Annotated in this window: 12 protein-coding genes and 2 pseudogenes; all 14 read right to left on the bottom strand. The window is 44.4% G+C overall.

Annotated elements, in window-relative coordinates; translation table 11 throughout:
• Positions 1 to 173: 173 nt before the first annotated feature.
• Positions 174 to 5,126, bottom strand: coding sequence for a SpaA isopeptide-forming pilin-related protein (locus ABXS75_01910; GenBank protein XCP85582.1), 4,953 nt, complete (start codon positions 5,124 to 5,126; stop codon positions 174 to 176).
• 442 nt (positions 5,127 to 5,568) lie between these two features.
• Positions 5,569 to 6,159, bottom strand: a complete 591-nt coding sequence (lepB, locus tag ABXS75_01905; protein XCP85581.1) for a signal peptidase I — start codon at positions 6,157 to 6,159, stop codon at positions 5,569 to 5,571.
• Between the two features lie 21 nt (positions 6,160 to 6,180).
• Positions 6,181 to 6,894: a hypothetical protein gene (locus ABXS75_01900; protein ID XCP85580.1), complete on the bottom strand. Its 714-nt coding sequence runs from the start codon at positions 6,892 to 6,894 to the stop codon at positions 6,181 to 6,183.
• A 26-nt stretch (positions 6,895 to 6,920) separates the two neighbouring features.
• Positions 6,921 to 7,274, bottom strand: a complete 354-nt coding sequence (locus tag ABXS75_01895; protein XCP85579.1) for a hypothetical protein — start codon at positions 7,272 to 7,274, stop codon at positions 6,921 to 6,923.
• A 271-nt stretch (positions 7,275 to 7,545) separates the two neighbouring features.
• Entirely contained in the window at positions 7,546 to 8,733 is a 1,188-nt protein-coding gene (locus tag ABXS75_01890) for a BTAD domain-containing putative transcriptional regulator (protein ID XCP85578.1), read from the bottom strand.
• 398 nt (positions 8,734 to 9,131) lie between these two features.
• Entirely contained in the window at positions 9,132 to 10,550 is a 1,419-nt protein-coding gene (locus ABXS75_01885; GenBank protein ID XCP85577.1) for an arabinose isomerase, read from the bottom strand.
• A gap of 9 nt (positions 10,551 to 10,559) precedes the next feature.
• Positions 10,560 to 11,387, bottom strand: coding sequence for a rhamnulose-1-phosphate aldolase (gene rhaD / locus ABXS75_01880; GenBank protein ID XCP85576.1), 828 nt, complete (start codon positions 11,385 to 11,387; stop codon positions 10,560 to 10,562).
• Positions 11,388 to 11,430: 43 nt separating this feature from the next.
• Positions 11,431 to 12,834, bottom strand: a complete 1,404-nt coding sequence (rhaB, locus tag ABXS75_01875) for a rhamnulokinase (GenBank protein ID XCP85575.1) — start codon at positions 12,832 to 12,834, stop codon at positions 11,431 to 11,433.
• A 129-nt stretch (positions 12,835 to 12,963) separates the two neighbouring features.
• Positions 12,964 to 13,947, bottom strand: coding sequence for an AraC family transcriptional regulator (locus ABXS75_01870; protein XCP85574.1), 984 nt, complete (start codon positions 13,945 to 13,947; stop codon positions 12,964 to 12,966).
• 21 nt (positions 13,948 to 13,968) lie between these two features.
• Positions 13,969 to 14,587: pseudogene (locus tag ABXS75_01865) on the bottom strand (hypothetical protein).
• A gap of 114 nt (positions 14,588 to 14,701) precedes the next feature.
• Positions 14,702 to 15,883, bottom strand: coding sequence for an FAD-dependent oxidoreductase (locus tag ABXS75_01860; protein XCP85573.1), 1,182 nt, complete (start codon positions 15,881 to 15,883; stop codon positions 14,702 to 14,704).
• A gap of 48 nt (positions 15,884 to 15,931) precedes the next feature.
• Positions 15,932 to 16,915 carry an ROK family protein gene (locus ABXS75_01855; GenBank protein ID XCP85572.1) on the bottom strand — a complete coding sequence of 328 codons (984 nt, stop codon included), beginning with the start codon at positions 16,913 to 16,915 and terminating at the stop codon, positions 15,932 to 15,934.
• A gap of 2 nt (positions 16,916 to 16,917) precedes the next feature.
• Positions 16,918 to 18,333, bottom strand: a pseudogene (locus ABXS75_01850) (glycoside hydrolase family 1 protein).
• Between the two features lie 14 nt (positions 18,334 to 18,347).
• The gene (locus ABXS75_01845) at positions 18,348 to 19,178 is read right to left on the bottom strand and encodes an MBL fold metallo-hydrolase (protein ID XCP85571.1); all 831 of its coding nucleotides are present in this window, start codon (positions 19,176 to 19,178) and stop codon (positions 18,348 to 18,350) included.
• Positions 19,179 to 19,332: the final 154 nt, after the last annotated feature.

Raw genomic sequence — 19,332 nt, 5'->3', positions numbered from 1 at the left:
ATTTGTTTTATTTTTTACTTGCTTTTTGGTATGCTGATTTTCTCAGCTACCTCGCTCTCTATCTTAGCCAGCCAACAATCAAAGCTGTCTTGCTCTCCCATATACAGGGCGCTTTTCAAGAAACCTTTGATTTTGTTGACTGCTAAAATATCCTTTTACTTTTTGTAATCCATTCAATTTCTGAAGAACCTACGCCCTCCTTTCCTGGATTTTAATGTATACATAAAGCCTGCCATCAGCATGATGCTAAGACCTGCTGTTGTATATGGAATTGTACCGGATCCACCGGTTTCCGGGAGTTCGTACTCCTCGGTAATGGTTGTTTTGTTCGTAATGGTGATGGTGCCGGAGACAATACCGCTATTGTTTTCATACTTTGCCTGATACATGCTCTCATCATCAGCACTCTCTTTTACATAATAAGTATAATATACGGTTTTTCCATTGGCATCTGTACCCTTCTTCGGAAGATTCCTTATAGTTAACCTCCAATCATTGGCAGAAGAAATAATATATGGACTTTCTTTATATTTATTAGTTGATGCAAGACATGTTATTTTACTTATAGAAGTCTTATCATCTCCCGCTATTGCACCAATAGCAATCCCACTTTCTTTATCTTGCTCCTTTACCACATACTCATAGTAATACGTATTTGATTTTTCATCTTTATAATAAAATCCCATCTCCTCTTTCTCAGCGTTATAATATCCCACATTATATGGATAATAATATACAGTTGGCTTAGACGCACAGGTAATGCTAAATCTAATGATTGAACCTGGTTGACACTTAAAACTTCCTGTACCCCATCGTCCATCAGGGGGATTCCACTGGCCAAACTCATACCTCACATTTACACTATTTCCTGCTCCACTTTCATCAGATGCACTTCCACCACACTCAACATTAGCTACCTGATACAAATCAACCAATATCTGTCCTTGCTTATCCTTCGTAATATCTTTCCCCGTAGTAGAATCAAGCCACTTTTTATTGACTTTAATGCTGGTCATCGTGTTCTCATTTTCCACATACACCGTTTGGCCAGCCTCAGTCAAATCTACCGCCGATGTGGGAAGCGGTGTAGGTAATTGATTTTCTGCCTCTGTATTAGAGAAATAGAAATAATATTCTTTCACAGAAGCTGGAAGTTTGTATCCCTCAGGAGGTGCTGTCTCTCTCACTTTGTAGAGTTTGTTGTGTTCATAATGTATGTTCTCATCAGTAAACTTGATTTGGAACATACCGTTCTGGTCAGTCGTATAGGTTCCGATAGCCCCACCGCTCTCTTCTCCTGAAGAATTACACTCGTACACAGAAAATACAGCTCCCGCTAAAGCACTTTGATAATTTCCCGTCTCTACCTTGAAAAAAGTATAACTTCTACCTGTGTCTATTCCGGCTGAAGAAGATTGATCCTTCCACTCCTTGTTATCATTACCTTCTGTATCTTGTTCACTAGCTCCCTCTATTCTGACAGTATTTGAAATAGGCAGATTCCCCATGCTTTCTCCCTTAGGAATCGTGGAAGTTACAGAATAATTATATTCCAAAATCAGAGGGGTACTGTCGGGAACCTCGGTAGCAGTAATAGTGTTCTTAACTTTCATGTACCAATCGCCACTATTTTCTACTTTATCCGAGGAATAAGTCCACTTCCAATCTGTCACTTCAGGACCCTTCTGCAAGTTACCCTGGTCATCCAGGATTCCTTTGTATAGCTTTACACTATTCTGAACAAGTGCGATCTCCATCATTGCATCATTATTATTATTATGATAGTGAACCTTGCTATCATATTCTAATGTATCAATAAGAGTCAGAAAATCCGCGCCTTCCACCAAATCTTTCCCCTCTGGATTAATCTGAATAGAATATTTCAAAAGCCGATTATTATTATCCCATGCTCCGGTTTTACTCAGAACCTCCTTTTCTTCAGTAGGCTTCGTGTACGTCCATTTCTGTTGTTGACTATCAGAACCAAACTCTACATCATTGATGTGAACTTTCACCTCATTTTTAAATTCATAGGTTTTACCCACTTCAAACTTCCCTGTTTCGAAATCCGCATGACAATTGAAAGTGAAAACATATAGGGCATTACTTTTGATTGGGCTATCTGAGGTCTTATTTGTCATCTCTAATACAACTTTTCCACTTGTCGCATCGTATGTGCCGCTAATAGTATACTCGTCGTTGCTACCGGAAATTTTTCCACTGCTAATATTCAAATCCATCACTGTTCCATTACTGAGAGTAATACTATCTAATGCCACATTTTTAGGCAAAGTATCTGTAACCGAAAGCTTTTTACAATCTTTATTCTTTTCACTGACGGAAACCTTAACCTGCCAAGTCAGTTTACCATCTTCAGAGCTGCAGGAAGTGTCGCCCATTTGACCATTGCCATCTGTTTTCACTACCGCATCCTTGCGATAAACATAATCATCACTGCCGCTCTTATCATCCACTTTAAACTCATTGTGGTACGAGGTCTCAAGATTTGTAGCCTTACTTAAATCCACTGTAGTGTAATAGGTGCTGACAAGTTTGCCATCCTTACCACCTGGTGGTATCAAATCTTCTGTAAGTGTGCCAACAAGTTTTTGATATGCCTCCGGAGGAACGTTATTGCTAGTCTTTTCTTGTGTCTCCCACTGAATTGGTAGTTTCACCGGCTTGTCGGAACCTTCCCATTTCCAGGACGCTATCCAGGCATTAATCTGTGCCTGTGTTATTCCGTGAGCATAATAACCCATCGATTCCGTGATAACAGCGCCCTTAGGCAAACCACTAGCCGGAACGTTCACTTCAACTTTCCACTCGATTATGCCGGTCTTTCCATCCTCAGAAATAGTCATGTTACCACTGGTTTTTTTAACACTACCAGCACCAGGAATTTGAGCAGTTCCTGTGTCGGTTAATTCATCTCCGGAATAGTTCGGATCTGGGTCAAACTTAACGGTATTGTTCACTTCTTGCTTATTCCAATTTGGTGTAACATCAGTGACATATTCAATCGTATAATACTCTTTATTAACCTCACCATCCGTAGGCGTAAATTTGATACCAATAATCTTCCCCTTTTCATATATAAACTGGTAACCCTTATCCTTCGGAGTCACAGCAATCTGAGTCGCATCACCGATTTCACCCAGCATCTCGTCGGTTAACACTGCACCAGCAATATCTACGCGATTCGTATTGACCTCAATTTTCCATTTGGCTTTACCGTTTTCATTCCATCCAGATTTTTTCAAAGAATAACGATTGTCAATATTCACATCGAATTCTTTTTCATCTTTGACTGTTTTTCCGGTTTTATCATCTTCCGATTCAACCATGGCCTTGTTTTTCGTTGAAAGATGCTCAATCTTTTGGTCGCCTAATTCATAGGTATAGGTAACCTCATAGCAATGATATCTTTTTTCCGTGGCATCACCTTTGGATAACCCTGGCAAACTCATGGAAATAGTTCCATTATTATAACTATAATCAGTTGGTGTAACATCGTCTCCTGTACTACTATATTCTTGCCAGTCACCATGTTCGATGTAAGTTTTCTCCTTCACCGTTACTATAGGGGTTCCCAAATTCACGCCATTAGCCGTGATCTTGTCATTAAAGCTAATTGAATCAGGCGTACCCTTTTCAGAGCGAACATATACGGTGTAAACCAGCTTATTCCCATCCTTCACATAGCTACCTTTCTTTTGAGTGGAAATATCAAACTTATCCGTTTCATTTCCCGGATAGGTGATGTCTTCTGATGGAATCGTAATGTTCAGGTCAGTCCCAATGTCAATTTTAATATTACCTTTTTCATCCGTTTGAGTGGTCAGTATACCGTCAAAAGCAACATGACCAGTTATTTTGTCTTTTGCCGTGTTAAGATAATCCTGATCAAACTTCACATGGACAGAATACGTGCCATCTTCATTTTCCACAAAAGAATATTTACCAGCAACCGTCTTGTTTTCGTCCAGTAAATCCTCCTCTTTATTGAGTAAATTTCCCGGAACCCAAACTCCTTTTGGATAGTTGAAGACATACTCGGAACTGCCATTGGCTTCTCCTTTCTCAAACGTAAAATCAATTTTTAGATTCGTTTGAAAATCCCCTGTATTCGGATCATAGGTCGTTCCTGAGCCACTAACACCAGTTACCGGCAGCGAAGCAATCGTTCTGCTCTCAATAGCACCATGCGCTGCATCTCTGCTATCGCTCTGCATTCCCTCATCTGCCTTAAGTGCAGCTGCCTTCTCTTCACTACGGGCGGTTTTAAAAATCTGCCTTTTCGTCGTCTCTTCCGTTCCAACCTGTTCCTTGGCAGCTTCTACCGCTTCTTCCTGCTGCGTCGCATCCGTCCCCTTATAGTTCTTCTCAGCCACGCTCAGAAGCCCATAAGCCTGTATGCTGCTGTCCGTATAAGCATATCCATTCTCTTTTACGATATCCTTCTCCTCGAAGCGGTAATTTCCTTCGATTACCTTAATGTATGTAATCTTTTCATCCTTATCTTTCTCAACCTTAGAGATGATACCGACAAAATTTTTCTCCGCATTGTTAACCTTCCTCTTGAAGAATACCAGATCTCCAGCCTCCGGCTGTGCGTCGGTTCCGCCGAGCAGCTTACTCTCGGAGAGCTTATTCATCCATTTTACAGTATCCATGTCTTCCGGCTTGGTCGGAAAAGCTTTTTCCGGAACCTGTGCGTAGTTCAGAACGAAGGAAGCAAATGCGCTGTCCCAGTCACTGTAATTCTTACCGGACCATGCGCCGTATCTGGTATAGCCCTTCAGGGTCGTGCCGTCTTCTGCTACTTCGTAGTTCTTCTTGCTCTCCTGGTAGCCAATCTGTGTCTTTGCGATGGTGAGTACGTTCTCGCCCCAGTCGTCGCCAAGCTTCACATCCTTGAACATCTTCTTCCATTTTGCACTGTCTTCCACGTCAGCTTTTACGTCCGAGTAGCACTCCAGCGTATGAACATGTTCCTCTTTACCGCATGCGTTCTTGCTATCATAGCAGTTATCATTATGTTTATGTTCTTCTACCTCTTCTTTTCCACAGGCCAGCTCTTTAACCTTCTTATAGCAATCTGCCCCGTGTGTATGACCCGCCATCTCTTCTTTTCCGCAGGTCAGCTCTTTGACTGTCTCATAGCAGTCTGCCCCATGATTATGGTCTTCGTCTTCTTCCAGACCGCATACCAGCTTGCTATGTTCGGTATAACAGCTGTCACTGTGAGTATGGCCTGCTGTCTCCTTCTGACTGCAGACCAACTCTGATTTCTCGGTATAACAGCTGTCACTATGTGTGTGGCCTTCTGCCTCATCCTTTCCACAGATCAGTTTTCTGTTCGCTTCACATTCTTCTGTATGTGTATGATCTTCCTTTCCGCAGTAAACCTTATCTGTCGTCATGGTGATACCCGGCAGTGTCAGCTTCCAGAGCACTCCTCCTACGACTAGAACAGCCAGCACGGACAGCACAATATTTAGATTTCTGTGTTTTTTCCTGCTTTCGTTCACTTTTCTTAATAATTCCTGCATACTTAGCACCTCTTTACTTTAGAAATCCCAAGCGGCCAAACGGCCACACACGGAACATTACCTTTCCGACTACCTGCTCCACATCTACACATCCGATGGTGGAGTTTCTACTATCTATCGATGTAGACCTGTGGTCCCCCATCACGAAAACCTTATTCTCCGGAACCTGGTAGGGAAATTCGATATCGCATTCCCCGACCGATTTTTCCAGGACATATGGTTCATCAATCAATTCTCCATTTACAAATACATTTCCTTCTTCGTCCATATCTATATAATCGCCGGCTTTGCCGATTACCCTCTTAAGGAGGATCTTGCTCTGGTAATAGAAGCCTACCAGTTCGCCGGTCTTGAATTTGTCTGTCTTACGGAGCACGATGATCTCGCCATCTTCTAATGTAGGCTCCATACTGGTTCCAGATACCTGCAGAACCGGAAGAAACATGGTAGCAATCAGTACCGCGATCGCTGCCACCACCAGGAGCGCCCCGATGGTACTTAGGAAGATTTTGCGGTATTCTCTTCGATACTTTAGTTTATTCCGCTCTGTCTCTATCTGTTCAAGAGTGGGGAGCTGTATCTTGCGTCCCTCGTTTTCTGTCATACTCCATACTCCTCGTTACTGCTATTCTTCCAGCTTTTCTGTCAACGCTTTCCCCTCAGCTTTTACTTCTCTCACTGCCTTCTTTGCTTCCGCAGCCTCTTCGATTCCGATCTGGGCTGCCTTCAGAATCGCTTCAATCTTCTCCTGGGCTGTTTTCAGGATCACGATCTTCTCTGTCTCAACAGCCTTGCGGTTCTCAAGTCTCTCTTCCTGAGCCGCTTTCCGAATCTCTTCACTCTCTTCCTGCGCTGCTTTTAGGATTGCCTCGCTTTTTTCCTGAGCTGCCTTAAGGGTGGCTTCGCTTTCCTCTCTGGCAGCCTTAAGGGTGGCTTCACTTTCCTCTCTGGCAGCCTTAAGGGTAGCTTCGCTTTCCTCTTTAGCAGCCTTAAGGAGTGCTTCACTTTTCTCCCGGGCTGCCTTAACTGTCGCTTTGCTTTCCACTCTGGCGCTTCCCAAAATATTTTCCTTCTCAGCCTCGATGTTAGCCTTCGTCTTCTCTATACCTTCCAGATATTGATCCGCCGTCTTCTGTACCGCGTAAAATAATCCGTTGACTCTCGCCGCTACCTCCGCCAACGTCCCACATTCCAGCTGCGACAAATCCTGTGCCTTTGCCTCAAGTTCAGCGAGCTTCTGCTCGTTTTTTGCTTTCTCCTCCTCAAGTTCCTTCTGCAGCTGATAAATGATCTCTACCAGATCTCCCCTTTTCAGCCTTCGAAATTCTTTATCTGTCATGTTATTACCCCTTTATTATTCATTGATTATTCCTGAACCGGCTCCGCCTCATCGATTGCCCCCTCGACCAGTTTGATGAGCTCCAGTACCGAGCGAAAAGCTACGGTCTTATTCTTCTCTGACCAGGTCACCAGTCCCTGCCAGGTACTGTTCTGTCTGTGCTGAACCCGGATGATAAATGTCCCCAGATCTCCATGCTGTCTCAATAATGTCTCGTCGCTCATAACCTTTTCCAACCCTTTCCTTTTGTCTTCCGTCCTGATTCTGTCTCTGCCTTCACTGGCAGCTTTCTTTGTTTCAAATTTCCTTGGTTCCATGTTCGGGAAAGGATAACCAAGCCAGTCAAAAAATTGATCCATCAGCTTAATTGCCTGTTCCATACTTTGGAACTCCTCTGCTTCCATCTGATAGGAGTGATAGAGGCGACCACCTTTTCTCCACTCGACACTTTCATCTATGCAGAGTATAACGCCATTCGGCGCGCCAATATATAATCCTGTATGTTCCATCTATTTACTGTCTATCCTCCTCTTACGAGAATAAGTCTGCTTCCTTTTAGTAATTTTATTTTAACAAGTCAATAGTCAAAGAAATAATCAAAAAAGCAAAGAAATAGGGGTTAAATGTGCTTTTTTGATTATTTTTTTGATTTTATAACATATGTTCCTTGACGACGCTGTTCACATAGTATTGAATACCGGTCCGCTGCCGTCCGATCAGGAAATTGTAGTTAATCCTCTTCTGAATGACCGCACAGCTCTCGCGCGTCGTATTGACCAGCAGCACCAAATACTGACCTTTGCTGTATCGGTTAATCACATCACCCCGGCGGACGGATTTGCAAATAGCGTCGCCGAGACGGGTGGAAAGCTCCTCCAGATGCTCTCCGCTCCGCATGGGATTGCCCTTGCTGTCCACGATCGTACACAGCATCAGATATACAGACTGCCCTCCCCGTTCCATCATACGCGCCAGCATATGATAGATTCCCTGAAATATAGGATAGCTGCAGAGATATCCTCCGCCCTCGTCCGCAGTCTCCTCCAGTTCCTTCTGGATATTGTCCAGTGTCTCATGCGAATGCACCAGCCGGTCTCCCAGATGGTTCAGAGAATCCATGAGTTTCTGAGAAGGTCTTAAGCCCCGCTCTTTAAAATAGGTATCTACGGTCTGTGCATACAGCTCACTGGCCTCCTCGTACTGCCCCAGTTCGATCATGGCTTCCATCGTGAGGGATTCCCAATCGGAAAATGGCGCAACCGAGGTCGCATAGCGCCCCAGCTCCTGAAGCTGCATATAATCACCTCGTTTTCTGAGAAGCTCTGCCGCTTCCTCCACACAGCGGTAAAAAGCAGTTCTGTATTTGCGCGCTTCCGCGGACACCCACAGAATCCCCGCATAATTCTCCAGAAATTCCCCGGTATAAGTATGGCAGGCGTCCATAAGGAGCTGAATCTTCACGTCCTCGTCCGTCTCCTCCTGCGCCTCCTGATATAATTTGTCAAATTCTTCTGCATCCTCTATCACAGGAATGTCTTTTGTCCAACAGTATTTCCCCTTCTGCAGCGTGATGTACTTCGTCTTCGGAAGTCCTAATTTCTCCAGTTTCTTTTTGGTATTGTAGATAACACTCTGCATCGTGTGATGTACGTTCTCCAGGTCCCGATCCCTGAAAAGTATCTCCTCCAGGTACTCTCTGCTGACACCTTCTTCCCTGTTATGCAGCAGCACCATCATCAGATAAGAGAACTGCGTCTCGCTGATCTTCTTTCCAAGCAACGACTTCCCCTCATAAGTGACGGAAAAATTCCCAAACATTTTTACATGTAGCATTTCCATTTTCTTTATCATTTCTCCCTTATTTATAAGCCCGCTATGAATTATTTTATTAGGTGTGTTGCCTTTTCTAACATTTTAGTTTACACTCTTTTTTTTGCAATTTCAATAACTTTTGGAGGTCTTTGTTCTTTATTTATATTTTGTTTATCCGGGGCGACTTAAAATTCCCACCAGAGGTAGTCGCCCTACTGCCGGATGTGCTATATAAAAACATAAAGAACAACCGCCACATAAAGTGGTAGCCAACGTTAGTTTATACCCTAATGGGTACGCCTATCCTGTCGGCTAACAGGGTAGGCATTTTTATTTTTTACCACCCTGTAACGGTTGTTCTAGATCAAGAGTAACATATTCTGTTTATATTTCAATATCCTAATGAAGCTGAACGATATTTATAACTACCGTGTCACAACTTCAACCGGCACATTAAATATCTTTGCCACCTTGAGTATCGTATCGATATGTCTGCCCGCAGCAGCCGCAAAATGATGTGTCGGCCCGCATTCGCTCCAGCGGTTCACGAATTCTCTGGCCCCGCAGGTAAACCGGGTTCTCATGTTCGTATCCCCGAAGGAAAGGATCTTCCCTTCCTCATTCACGCCCTCTGCCGCAACAAATTTAAAGTGTCCGTCTCCATCCTGCGTGATTGCAAGATAAGTAACAGGCCCTGTATAAGGATAGAACTGCGTCAGATAGCCGCCCCCGGTCTTTCCGTGGAACACTTCCACGATCTTCATGGTTGGTTTCTTATCCGATATATCCGCATCACCAGAACCGCTATGCCCGATAATGGCAATATCGTCATTAAAGTCTACTGAATACATTTCCGCAAGCTGACCGGTTCCCGAAATGGTCTTCAGAATGCTCATTGCCATGGCAACCTTCATATCTCCCTCGACTGCACAGGCTACTCCCTGCTTAATCAGCATGGAAAATGCAGGAATTAGCATACTGTCCAGGACGCCCGCCTGCCCTTTCGCAAAACCGTCATAGTGGGAAGCGATTAATCCCAGCTTTTCCTTCTCACACCAATTCTCAAAAGCGACCACATATTTTGCCATCTCCCATACCTTCTCGATCGTTCCGCCGCCTTCAATATCAAAGGTATCCAGAATTTCCTGCGCCTTATTGCGAATCACTTCTTCATCGGTGATATTTTCTGCAATGACCCACATCTTTTCCCAGTCGAACTGTTTGGTATACAGATGCATTCTTCTGTACAAATTTGATTCATCAATATACAGGTCCATCATGCCCGGGTACGGCCTTCCGATCTGTGCAATATTGGTATCACGGAATCTTCTCCTCGTCTGGGCCGCACGGCACCAGTCTTCGATTTCCGCCTGCACTCCCGGATCGCCGCCTTCTACAACGCCGGTGATCACGGCGTGTCTTTTGCCATACCGCTCCAGATCGGCTACCATCTCGCCGACAGCACCACATGCATAGCCCTCGCCAAGCCAGGAGGCGATGTCCGTATGGTCATAATCAAGCGCCCGCAGCTTTTGAATATTCACAAGTACAACGGGAACATCTAAGTCTTTCACGGCCGGAAGCATGTTGTAGGAAGTAGCGTAGGTTAAAAGCTGTAAAAATACCAGATCCACATCTGCCGCTCTAAACAGATCTCCCGCAGCCTGCGACTGCTCCTTCGTCGTTACCATGCCGCCGTCAATAATCTCGACCGTATCGGGCAACGTCTTTTTAAACGCCTCATATTGACTTTCAAATTCCGGTACTAACTGCGGGAACTGAGGCAAATATGCCCCTAATGCGATGGAAAAAACGCCTATTTTTGCTTTTGTCTCAACTAACATGATAACCTCCTATTTTTCATATAAAAATTTTTCCGGCAGTGTCACATGGAAATCTACCGCCAAATCACGGAAATTCTGCGGGGTAATGGTCTGCAGCTTATCCGGTCTCATAGACAGCATCTTGACCAGGATTTCCGCGGATTTTTCTACGGTATGCATAAGTCCAAAGGTCAGGTCAAAATCTTCACCGGAGCAGAACATTCCGTGATGAGCCCAGATCGCCACATCATACTGCTTCATCAGTTCACTGGTCGCCACCGCGATATCCCGTCCGCCGGGAACCATCCATCCTACAACGCCGATTCCCGATGGGAATACGACCGGACACTCTGTCGCCATCTCCCAAAGCTCTCTTGTGAACACTTCATCTGTAAGTGGCAGTACAAATGTCAATGCGATCACATTGGTCGTGTGCGCATGATAGATTACTCTGTGCGTTCCGCCTGATGCCACCTTTTTCACTTCATGGTTCATCAGATGGCTGGGTAATTCACTGGTGGGCCTTCCGCCATTTTCCAGTCCCCAGAGGATACGATAATTTTCGCCCTTCGCATCCAGTTCAATAATACAGGTACTGTCTGCCGGATCAAGAATCACATTTCGGAAATATTTTCCGCTCCCAGTCACCATAAAATATTCCCCGGAAAGTCCCGGCACACTGGTTCCAATCGGCTTCCACTCGCCGTCAGCTTTCAAATATTCCTTAACCTCTTCTACTTCTTCCGGTTTCATGCGATAGGACAGATTACCGCCGTTTCTCTCATGCCAGCCCTGCTCCCAGCCGTCGTTACACATACGAATGAATCCCTGTACAAATTTTGCATCTAAAATACCCATGTCCTTTTCCTCCTGTTATATTTCATTTTTAGCTTTTCATACGTTACGGTTCCACACAATTTACTCTAAATGAGTCATAGATTACACTTCTCGCTTCTTCAAGATTTCCAAATTCCTTTCTCTTCAGCATCTGAACCACAACATTTCCAATCGCCGTCGCCTCCGTAGGACCGCTGTACACCGTCTTCCCGGTGGCCTTTGCCGTCAGCCGGTTCAGGTAACCGGCGTTGGCCCCGCCTCCCACGATATGAATGGCGCCATATTTTCTTCCGGTCACTTCTTCTATTTCTTTCACAGTCCTCCCATAGCTCTCGGCAAAACTGTGATAAATCACCGCAGAAATCTCTCCCGGCGTTTCCGGGACCTCCTGACCCATATGCCTGCAATATTCCTGTATCGCTTCTATCATACTTTCCGGTGATAAGAATCGGTTATCATTGACATCTACCCTTGCCGGGAAGTCGTCACATGCCTCTGCCATCCGGCAAAGCTCTGCAAAAGAATATCTGTCATCCCATTCATGACGCACCGACTGAATCATCCAAAGCCCCATGATATTCTTCAAAAACCGATATCGGTACTCGTATCCTCCTTCGTTCGTCAGATTCGCCTGCCGGGCTGCATCAGAACAATCCGCCTCCATTTGTTCAACACCCATAAGCGACCAGGTCCCTGAACTGATATAGAGAAAATCCTTCTCCTTCGCCGGTACAGACAGCACCGCAGACGCCGTATCATGGGAAGCAACCTGAATGACCTCCAGGTCAAATCCCACCCTTTCCTGAATCTTATGAGCCAGATGACCGACGGTAGCTCCCGCCATGCTGATTGGCGTAAACAAGGATTTCCTGTATCCCAGTTTTTCAATCAATTCCCTGTCCCAATCACAGGTTTGCGGATTCACAAGCTGAGTCGTCGTGGCATTGGTATACTCTGTCTTTTTCACCCCCGTCAGCAGATAATTAAAATAATCCGGTATCAGCAGCAGCATCTCCGCCTGTTCCAGCCATTCCGGTGTCTGTTTCTTCACTGCCATCAACTGATAAATGGTATTGAAGATTTGTTTTTGGATGCCTGTCCTCTTATACAGTTCTTCCGGCTTTATGACCTGATATACTTCGTCATCCATCCCCTCCGTTCTGTGATCACGGTATCCTACCGGCTCTCCTAACATCTTTCCTTCCCGATCAAGCAAAACAAAATCTACCGCCCAGGTATCAATTCCCATGCTTACCGGAATTTTCCCGATTTGTTTACATACTGCCATACCCCTTAAAATTTCTTCGAATAATCGGTCCAAATCCCAGCACAAATGTCCGTTTTTCTCCTTCATTCCGTTCTCAAAACGATAAATTTCTTCCAGACAAATCTTCCCATCTTCTATCCAGGACAGCATATGCCTTCCGCTGGAAGCACCGATATCGATTGCCAGATAATATGTATTCACATGCACTCCTCCTTCAATTTCCTGAAGCCTTTCTTCATGTTCTGATACGAATATAACAAAAATGAGAACCTGTTATAAGGTTCCCATTTAACAAAAAAACTGTCCTTATTTTCTATTTTCCAAAAGCGGTTATATTCTGACCCGTTCGTCACCACTGTGCTCTTTGCGGTACTTCCTCGGCGTCATCCCATACCGCCCTTTAAACTGCCGGTAAAAATAACTCAGATTCTCATATCCCACCGCAAAAGAAATCTCTTCAACGGGCAGATCCGTTTCCAGAAGCAGCATGACTGCTTTCTGGAATCTTTTTCTCTGAAGCAGCTCCTGGAAGGTAAAACCTGTACTCTGCTTGATCATCTTACTCAGCACAGGAAGAGACAGATAGAAGTCTGCGGCAATTTTTGTCAGGCTTGCCGTCCGGTAACTAGAATCTATATATTTTAACGTAGACTGCAGTACAATATCCTCATAACTCTGTGAGGAGCTATTGGTCAGGCTGTCCAAATGCTTCAGCAGATATAAGAACACAAGACCCATGGAATACTGGTTCATCACATCTTCGTCCTCCGCTTGGCTTATCATGGAAGAAATCATATTTTCCATCAGATTTTCGATTGGCGGATTATCTCCTAAGCGAAATAAGAGATATTGGGGCTGCTGATTACCCTGCCTCAAGGTGTGGACCAGAAAATCCGCAAGCACATTATCCTCCCGCAGCATATGAATCGGAATATCAAAATACTCCGGCAATGCAATAAAATTGATTCCAATGTCATTATATTCTGCTCTTTTTACGCTATGGCGTACCTGTTGGTTCAGAAGCAGCAGATCCCCCTTTTCCATGACGATCTCTTTCTTATCAATCAGGTGTGTGATCGTTCCGCTGCATACGTACATCATTTCGATATAATTATGCCTGTGCTCCGGGAAGTCCACAAAACGGCTATGGGGACGCACTGTTACCAGCCGTCCCTCTCTCAGGAAAAGATTCCTGTCTATTTCAGATATATTGTGATGGGAGTATATTTCCCGTTTGATATCCTGATTTCCATCCAGATAACATCTCTCTTCGGGTGAAATTTCCTGCATTTTCTCCAGTAGTCTTTCCTTCATAATCCACAACCTGTAGTTTACTTATACTGTTCGTTCTGCTTTCAATTTTTTCACCTCATCAAGAGTAAGCCCAGAAATACTTGCAATTTCTTCAAGTACATACTTCCCGGCCTCCAACATTCGAAATACTGTCATTTTCTTTTCTTCCTGAATACCTTCTTTCATAGATTCATTTCTCATATCTTCCATGATACGGCACATTTCACTCACTCCTTTCGGATTCTCTTTCAGATACCGTGTTCGGGCAGCCATCAGTTCAAAATTCATATCGTCTGCCTTAGTGCAATTAAAATCGTGCATGAGTTTCCCTAAATCGGATTCTCCACGGTATTCGCCATTCACATATAGGATATGTTCCCTTATCCTGCCTTTGGACTTCCAAATCGTATCTTTTCCCGGTTGAATCTGTTCCATATGCGTCTAAACAGATAGAGCGTGCACCAGCCAGTCTTTTCATGTCTTTCTGTGTTTCGCAGTTAGTGATAATTAAATCCTGTTTATCTATGATGATGCGCAACACAAATTCAGCAAGTGGAATATTATCTTTAAAGAGACAACGCATGAAATCATCATCAATCGGACGCAAATCACGCAAACGCTGTAAATCTTCCTGGTGTTGTTGTACTCTCACCGTCAATATCTCCACCTACTTTCCTTTTCGTACCACCATATTAGCATAAACCTTCTAATCTTTCAAGCCGTAAGCCCTCGTCATTCTGATTCGAAGTGTCTGATTCGAAGTGATTTTTAATCATTATATATCCAACGCCGCATGATACCCCCAGTATACGGCATTCGTAATTGTAGACACCCTGGACGCATCTCCAATCACCGCCACATACGGAGCACTGCCCCTAAGGCTTTCTACCACCTTTGTTCTGGAGCGCTGCCCCAGAGCACAGATCACTGTAGTACCCGGTACCAACACCTGATTCTTCTCTGTATCTTCACACAGAACACCCTCCTTTGTAACTTCCAGCCCACGATATCCCGTATGTACCGTTACATACTTATCAATTTCTTTTAGCAGCAAAGGACGATGGCGTACATTTGCATCCGGTGCAAGCTCTTCCCGCATTTCTACCAGATGGACCTTCTTACCTTCCATTCCGAAATGAATCGCACACTCGCACCCTGCAAGTCCTCCGCCAAATACAACCACATCATCTCCGACCTTTTCTTTTTCCAGATAGTAATTATTTACTACAACTACATTGTCTCCGTCTAAGCCTTTAATCGGCGGAATCAGGGGCTTTGAACCAACTGCAATAATCAGAGCATCCGGTGCTTCCTTTTCCACATATTCCGGTGTAACTTCTACAGATGTCCGGATCTCTACACCGGCCTTCTTAGCCAGCAGCGCATACGTTCCTGCCAGTTCATACATCTCATGTTTGAAAGGCAGGGCCTGTTCGCTCTTCAGAATTCCTCCAAGCTCCTCTTCTTTTTCGCAGAGTATCACCTGATGACCGCGTCTTGCCGCCGTATAAGCTGCATACAGTCCTCCCGGACCTCCTCCTGCCACAAGCACTTTTTTCTTCACCGGAGATGGAACCACCTCATCGCCCTCTATCTCCCGTCCAATAAGCGGATTTACCGTACATCTTCTGGTCGAGGTAGCTACCCGTTCCGCCATACAGGTAAAGCAGCGCAGGCATTTTACGATCTCCTCATCACGGTTTTCCATAACTTTTCTCGGAAGAAACGGATCTGCAAGAAGAGCTCTTGCCATATAGACAACATCTGCTTTTCCGCTTGCAATAATTTCTTCCATCTGCTTTGGACCTCTAAGCTCATAAAATGCTGTAGATTTCGGTCCGATACAGCCATCATTTGTGATATCGGTCCCTCCCATCGGTGCGGAAAACATACGGTTACGAAATGTTGTTCTTCCAATTGTTATCGGCCTGCATAAATTCGGATATTTTCTTTCCATCTTCTTAACCTCCATATTATAATAAAACGTCAAAAGGTCTTTTAACGCTTACGACATAAAAAATTCTTTTAAGTATCTGCCTTCTCTTCTATCTCCCATATAACTGAGAAACTCCTTCACCTTATCCACATCGATCTTTTCTTCTTTAGATTTCAAATGCACATATAATGCACCGATCAAATTGGAATCATTGAAAAACTTACAGGTCACTACCTCCGGAATCGGCATAGAATAGGGAAATACCGTGTTAAGTTTTTTCAGTTCTTCTTTGATCATTTCCAGAAAAATCGGCTGTACGCTGATTCCTCCGCCAAGGGCAATTCGCTCAGGATCTACAATAAACTGATAATTGCTGATCCAAATGGCAAGATGCCTGCAGAAAATTTTCAGGCACCTGGTCGTCTCTTCGTCTCCCTGATTTGCAAGAGAAAAGATTTTTTCTCCGTCTAATTCCTCCACAGGTACCCCTTTCTTAGCGGAAACCAGACGAATCAGTCCCGGTACCCCACCGGTTTCTGCCAATAGCTGTGTTTTTTCCTGATATCGGCTTTCATCTGTAAACAAATAACTAAATTCCCCTGCCATAAAGTTCTTGCCTTTCAAAACTTTTCTGTCTACAATGACTGCTCCCCCAACTGCTGTGCCAATGATCAGTGCCATGGAATTCTTACAGTCCGAAAGTGCCCCTCTCCATACCTCCGCCAAAGCCGCGCATCTTGCATCATTCTCTATTGTGACCGGAACATGTAAGCGTTTCTCCAGTATTTCGACAATATTAATGTTCTTTATGCAAAAAATAGAGCCGCCGTTATACATAAATCCCGTTTCACTATCAATCATACCCGGTGCACAAATGGCAATTCCATCCACCATATCAGCATACCGGTCATATAATTCTACCAGCATATCCACAAACTCTTCCAGCTTGTCTTTCCTGGTCGGCACCTTATCCTTTTCGTAAAAATTACATTCTTCATCCATCAGTGCAAATTTAGTGAAAGTACCGCCTACATCAATGCTTAGATACTTCATAGTCAATCCTCCCTTTCGTGAAGAGATGTGCCATTCGATGCAATGACATCTTTATACCAGTAAAAACTCTTTTTCCTATATCTCTTAAGAGTTCCACTGCCATCATCATTTCGGTCAACGTAAATGAAACCATAACGCTTCCCTAGTTCTGCAGATGATGCGCTGACAAGATCGATACAGCCCCATGCAGTGTATCCCATCACATCCACTCCATCTTCAATCGCTTCCTCAAGCTACAGCAGATGATTTTTTATATAGTCAATCCGATAATCATCATTTACCGTCCATTCGCCTGCCTCATTCATTACAAACCGGTCAACCGCTCCCAGACCATTTTCCACCACGAACAGCGGCTTTTGGTATCTGTCCCAAAGTTCATTGCAAATATATCGAAGACCTCTTGGATCAATCTGCCACCCCCACTCTGATGCTTCAAGATAAGGATTCGGTACGCCGCCCAGCAGATTTCCTTCCCCACGGATATTTTTTTCCGGATCAGCAGTGGCGCAGACACTTACATAGTAACTAAAAGAAATAAAGTCTACCGTATTCTTCAAGATCTCTCTGTCGCCATCGGCAAATGTAACCTTAATTCCATGCTCTTTTAAGTACCGCTTCATGTACCCCGGATACTCTCCCCTTACATGAATATCTGTAAACATAGAATTCTGATGGTTCTCCTCCATTGCCCTGATCACATCTGCCGGATCCGGTGACAGCGGATAGATCGGCATGCTAAGGATCATACAGCCAATCTTAAAATCAGGATTGATCTCATGCCCGATTTTTGTTGCCAGTGCAGACGCCACCAGTTCATGATGTATCGCCTGATACAGATCCGATTCTGAGAGTTCCTCCTTCGGCGTGTTGATTCCACCGCTCATAAAAGGAGAATTCAGTATCGAATTAATCTCATTAAAAGTCAGCCAATATTTCACCTTATCTTTATACCGGGTAAAAATCGTGCGCACATAATTTTCATAAAACCCAATCAACGCCCTGTTTCTCCACCCGTCATAATGCTCTGCCAAGTATAGCGGCGTCTCATAATGAGAAATCGTCACAAGCGGCTCGATGCCATACTTATGGCATTCATCAAATACCTGGTCGTAAAAAGCCAGCCCCCTTTCATTCGGCTCTTTCTCATCGCCTCTCGGGAAAATTCTGCTCCATGCAATGGACAGGCGAAATACCTTGAATCCCATCTCCGCCAAAAGCCGAATGTCCTCTTTATAATGATGATAGAAATCAATTCCGACCAGCTTCATATTATCTTCTGTCGGGCACTTGGTCCTCGGGCCCTTGATACCGTGCGGCATTACATCCTGAATGGATAAGCCCTTGCCATCTTCCTTATATGCGCCTTCGCACTGATTGGCGGCAACTGCACCGCCCCATAAAAAATTTTCTGGAAACATAATTTTCACCTCAGTTATCTTACTTTTTCAGGATTATATATCAAATTAGCAAATTTTCCATCTTCCCGTTCAAACCGCTCATTTGTCGCTTTCGCAATATAAGCCTTTTTCCCCATAAAATCAAAGGGAATGTTATCGGCCTGCCCTGCAAGAATCACATCGCACACCTCCGACATTTCATCAAAAATCGAGGGCGGCGCTTCCATCACGTGATGCATAAGAAACACTCTGTCATATTTCCCGACAAGAAGATTTTTCACCCGGTTCACCTGCTGCCTATACTCTGCAACCGTACTGCAAATATCGTCAAATAAAAAGGTCGCATTATTGCAGGCATCTCCCAAAATCAGCACTCTCTCTTCCCTGACCGCAAAAATCATACAGCCCTTTGTGTGGCCTTCGAATTCATGCGCCTCAACATGAACTCCGCCCAGGTCAAATATCATTCCATCTTCCAGTTTCCTGAACGTATAATCCGGTCTGGCAGATACATATTCTTCCTCAGATATCCCAGCTGCCGCTTCCGGACCAATACCCGCAGCAACGTATCCCTTTCGTTCTTCCACCGCACACTGGCTCTGGTAAAGCGGAATATCCTTCCGGTTCATATATACCCGTTCAAACTCAGGTGCTCCCATCGCATGATCAATATGCCCGTGGGAAAGTAATACCGTAATCTGCTTATCCGTCAGTTTCTCTACAAACTGTCTGAGATGTCCTACGCCAACGCAGGTATCAATAAGTACCGCCTTTTGCTCTCCCTCCACAAGATACATGATTTCTCCGGACAGACTCCTGACGGCGGTAATGTGGTCTGTCACTTTTTCACTTGTATAATAGTTCATATGCAAACCTCCCGAAAGTAGCTCACTCTATTGTTTTGCCGCTTCATTTTAAAATCCACCCTCCTCATATATTTTGGTCAATTCATCCGTCAGATTTTGAATCATTTCCGGTGAAAAACCAAGGAAAAACATTCCCTGTAAGGTGTTCAGACTC

The sequence above is a fragment of the Roseburia hominis genome (assembly GCA_040702975.1).
Taxonomy (GTDB): domain Bacteria; phylum Bacillota; class Clostridia; order Lachnospirales; family Lachnospiraceae; genus Allocoprococcus; species Allocoprococcus hominis_A.
Note: the sequence above shows the minus strand (reverse complement) of the source record. Positions and strands in the feature narration are given on the sequence as shown.

What these genes read in the sequence shown, in the direction of transcription:
- ABXS75_01890 (XCP85578.1), bottom strand. Translation starts at nt 8,733, where the DNA reads ATGGAAATGCTACATGTAAAAATGTTTGGGAATTTTTCCGTCACTTAT.
- rhaD (XCP85576.1), bottom strand. Translation starts at nt 11,387, where the DNA reads ATGGGTATTTTAGATGCAAAATTTGTACAGGGATTCATTCGTATGTGT.
- ABXS75_01895 (XCP85579.1), bottom strand. Translation starts at nt 7,274, where the DNA reads ATGGAACAGGCAATTAAGCTGATGGATCAATTTTTTGACTGGCTTGGT.
- ABXS75_01870 (XCP85574.1), bottom strand. Translation starts at nt 13,947, where the DNA reads ATGAAGGAAAGACTACTGGAGAAAATGCAGGAAATTTCACCCGAAGAG.
- ABXS75_01910 (XCP85582.1), bottom strand. Translation starts at nt 5,126, where the DNA reads ATGGCGGGTCATACACACGGGGCAGATTGCTATAAGAAGGTTAAAGAG.
- ABXS75_01855 (XCP85572.1), bottom strand. Translation starts at nt 16,915, where the DNA reads ATGAAGTATCTAAGCATTGATGTAGGCGGTACTTTCACTAAATTTGCA.
- ABXS75_01860 (XCP85573.1), bottom strand. Translation starts at nt 15,883, where the DNA reads ATGGAAAGAAAATATCCGAATTTATGCAGGCCGATAACAATTGGAAGA.
- ABXS75_01845 (XCP85571.1), bottom strand. Translation starts at nt 19,178, where the DNA reads ATGAACTATTATACAAGTGAAAAAGTGACAGACCACATTACCGCCGTC.
- lepB (XCP85581.1), bottom strand. Translation starts at nt 6,159, where the DNA reads ATGACAGAAAACGAGGGACGCAAGATACAGCTCCCCACTCTTGAACAG.
- ABXS75_01900 (XCP85580.1), bottom strand. Translation starts at nt 6,894, where the DNA reads ATGACAGATAAAGAATTTCGAAGGCTGAAAAGGGGAGATCTGGTAGAG.
- ABXS75_01885 (XCP85577.1), bottom strand. Translation starts at nt 10,550, where the DNA reads ATGTTAGTTGAGACAAAAGCAAAAATAGGCGTTTTTTCCATCGCATTA.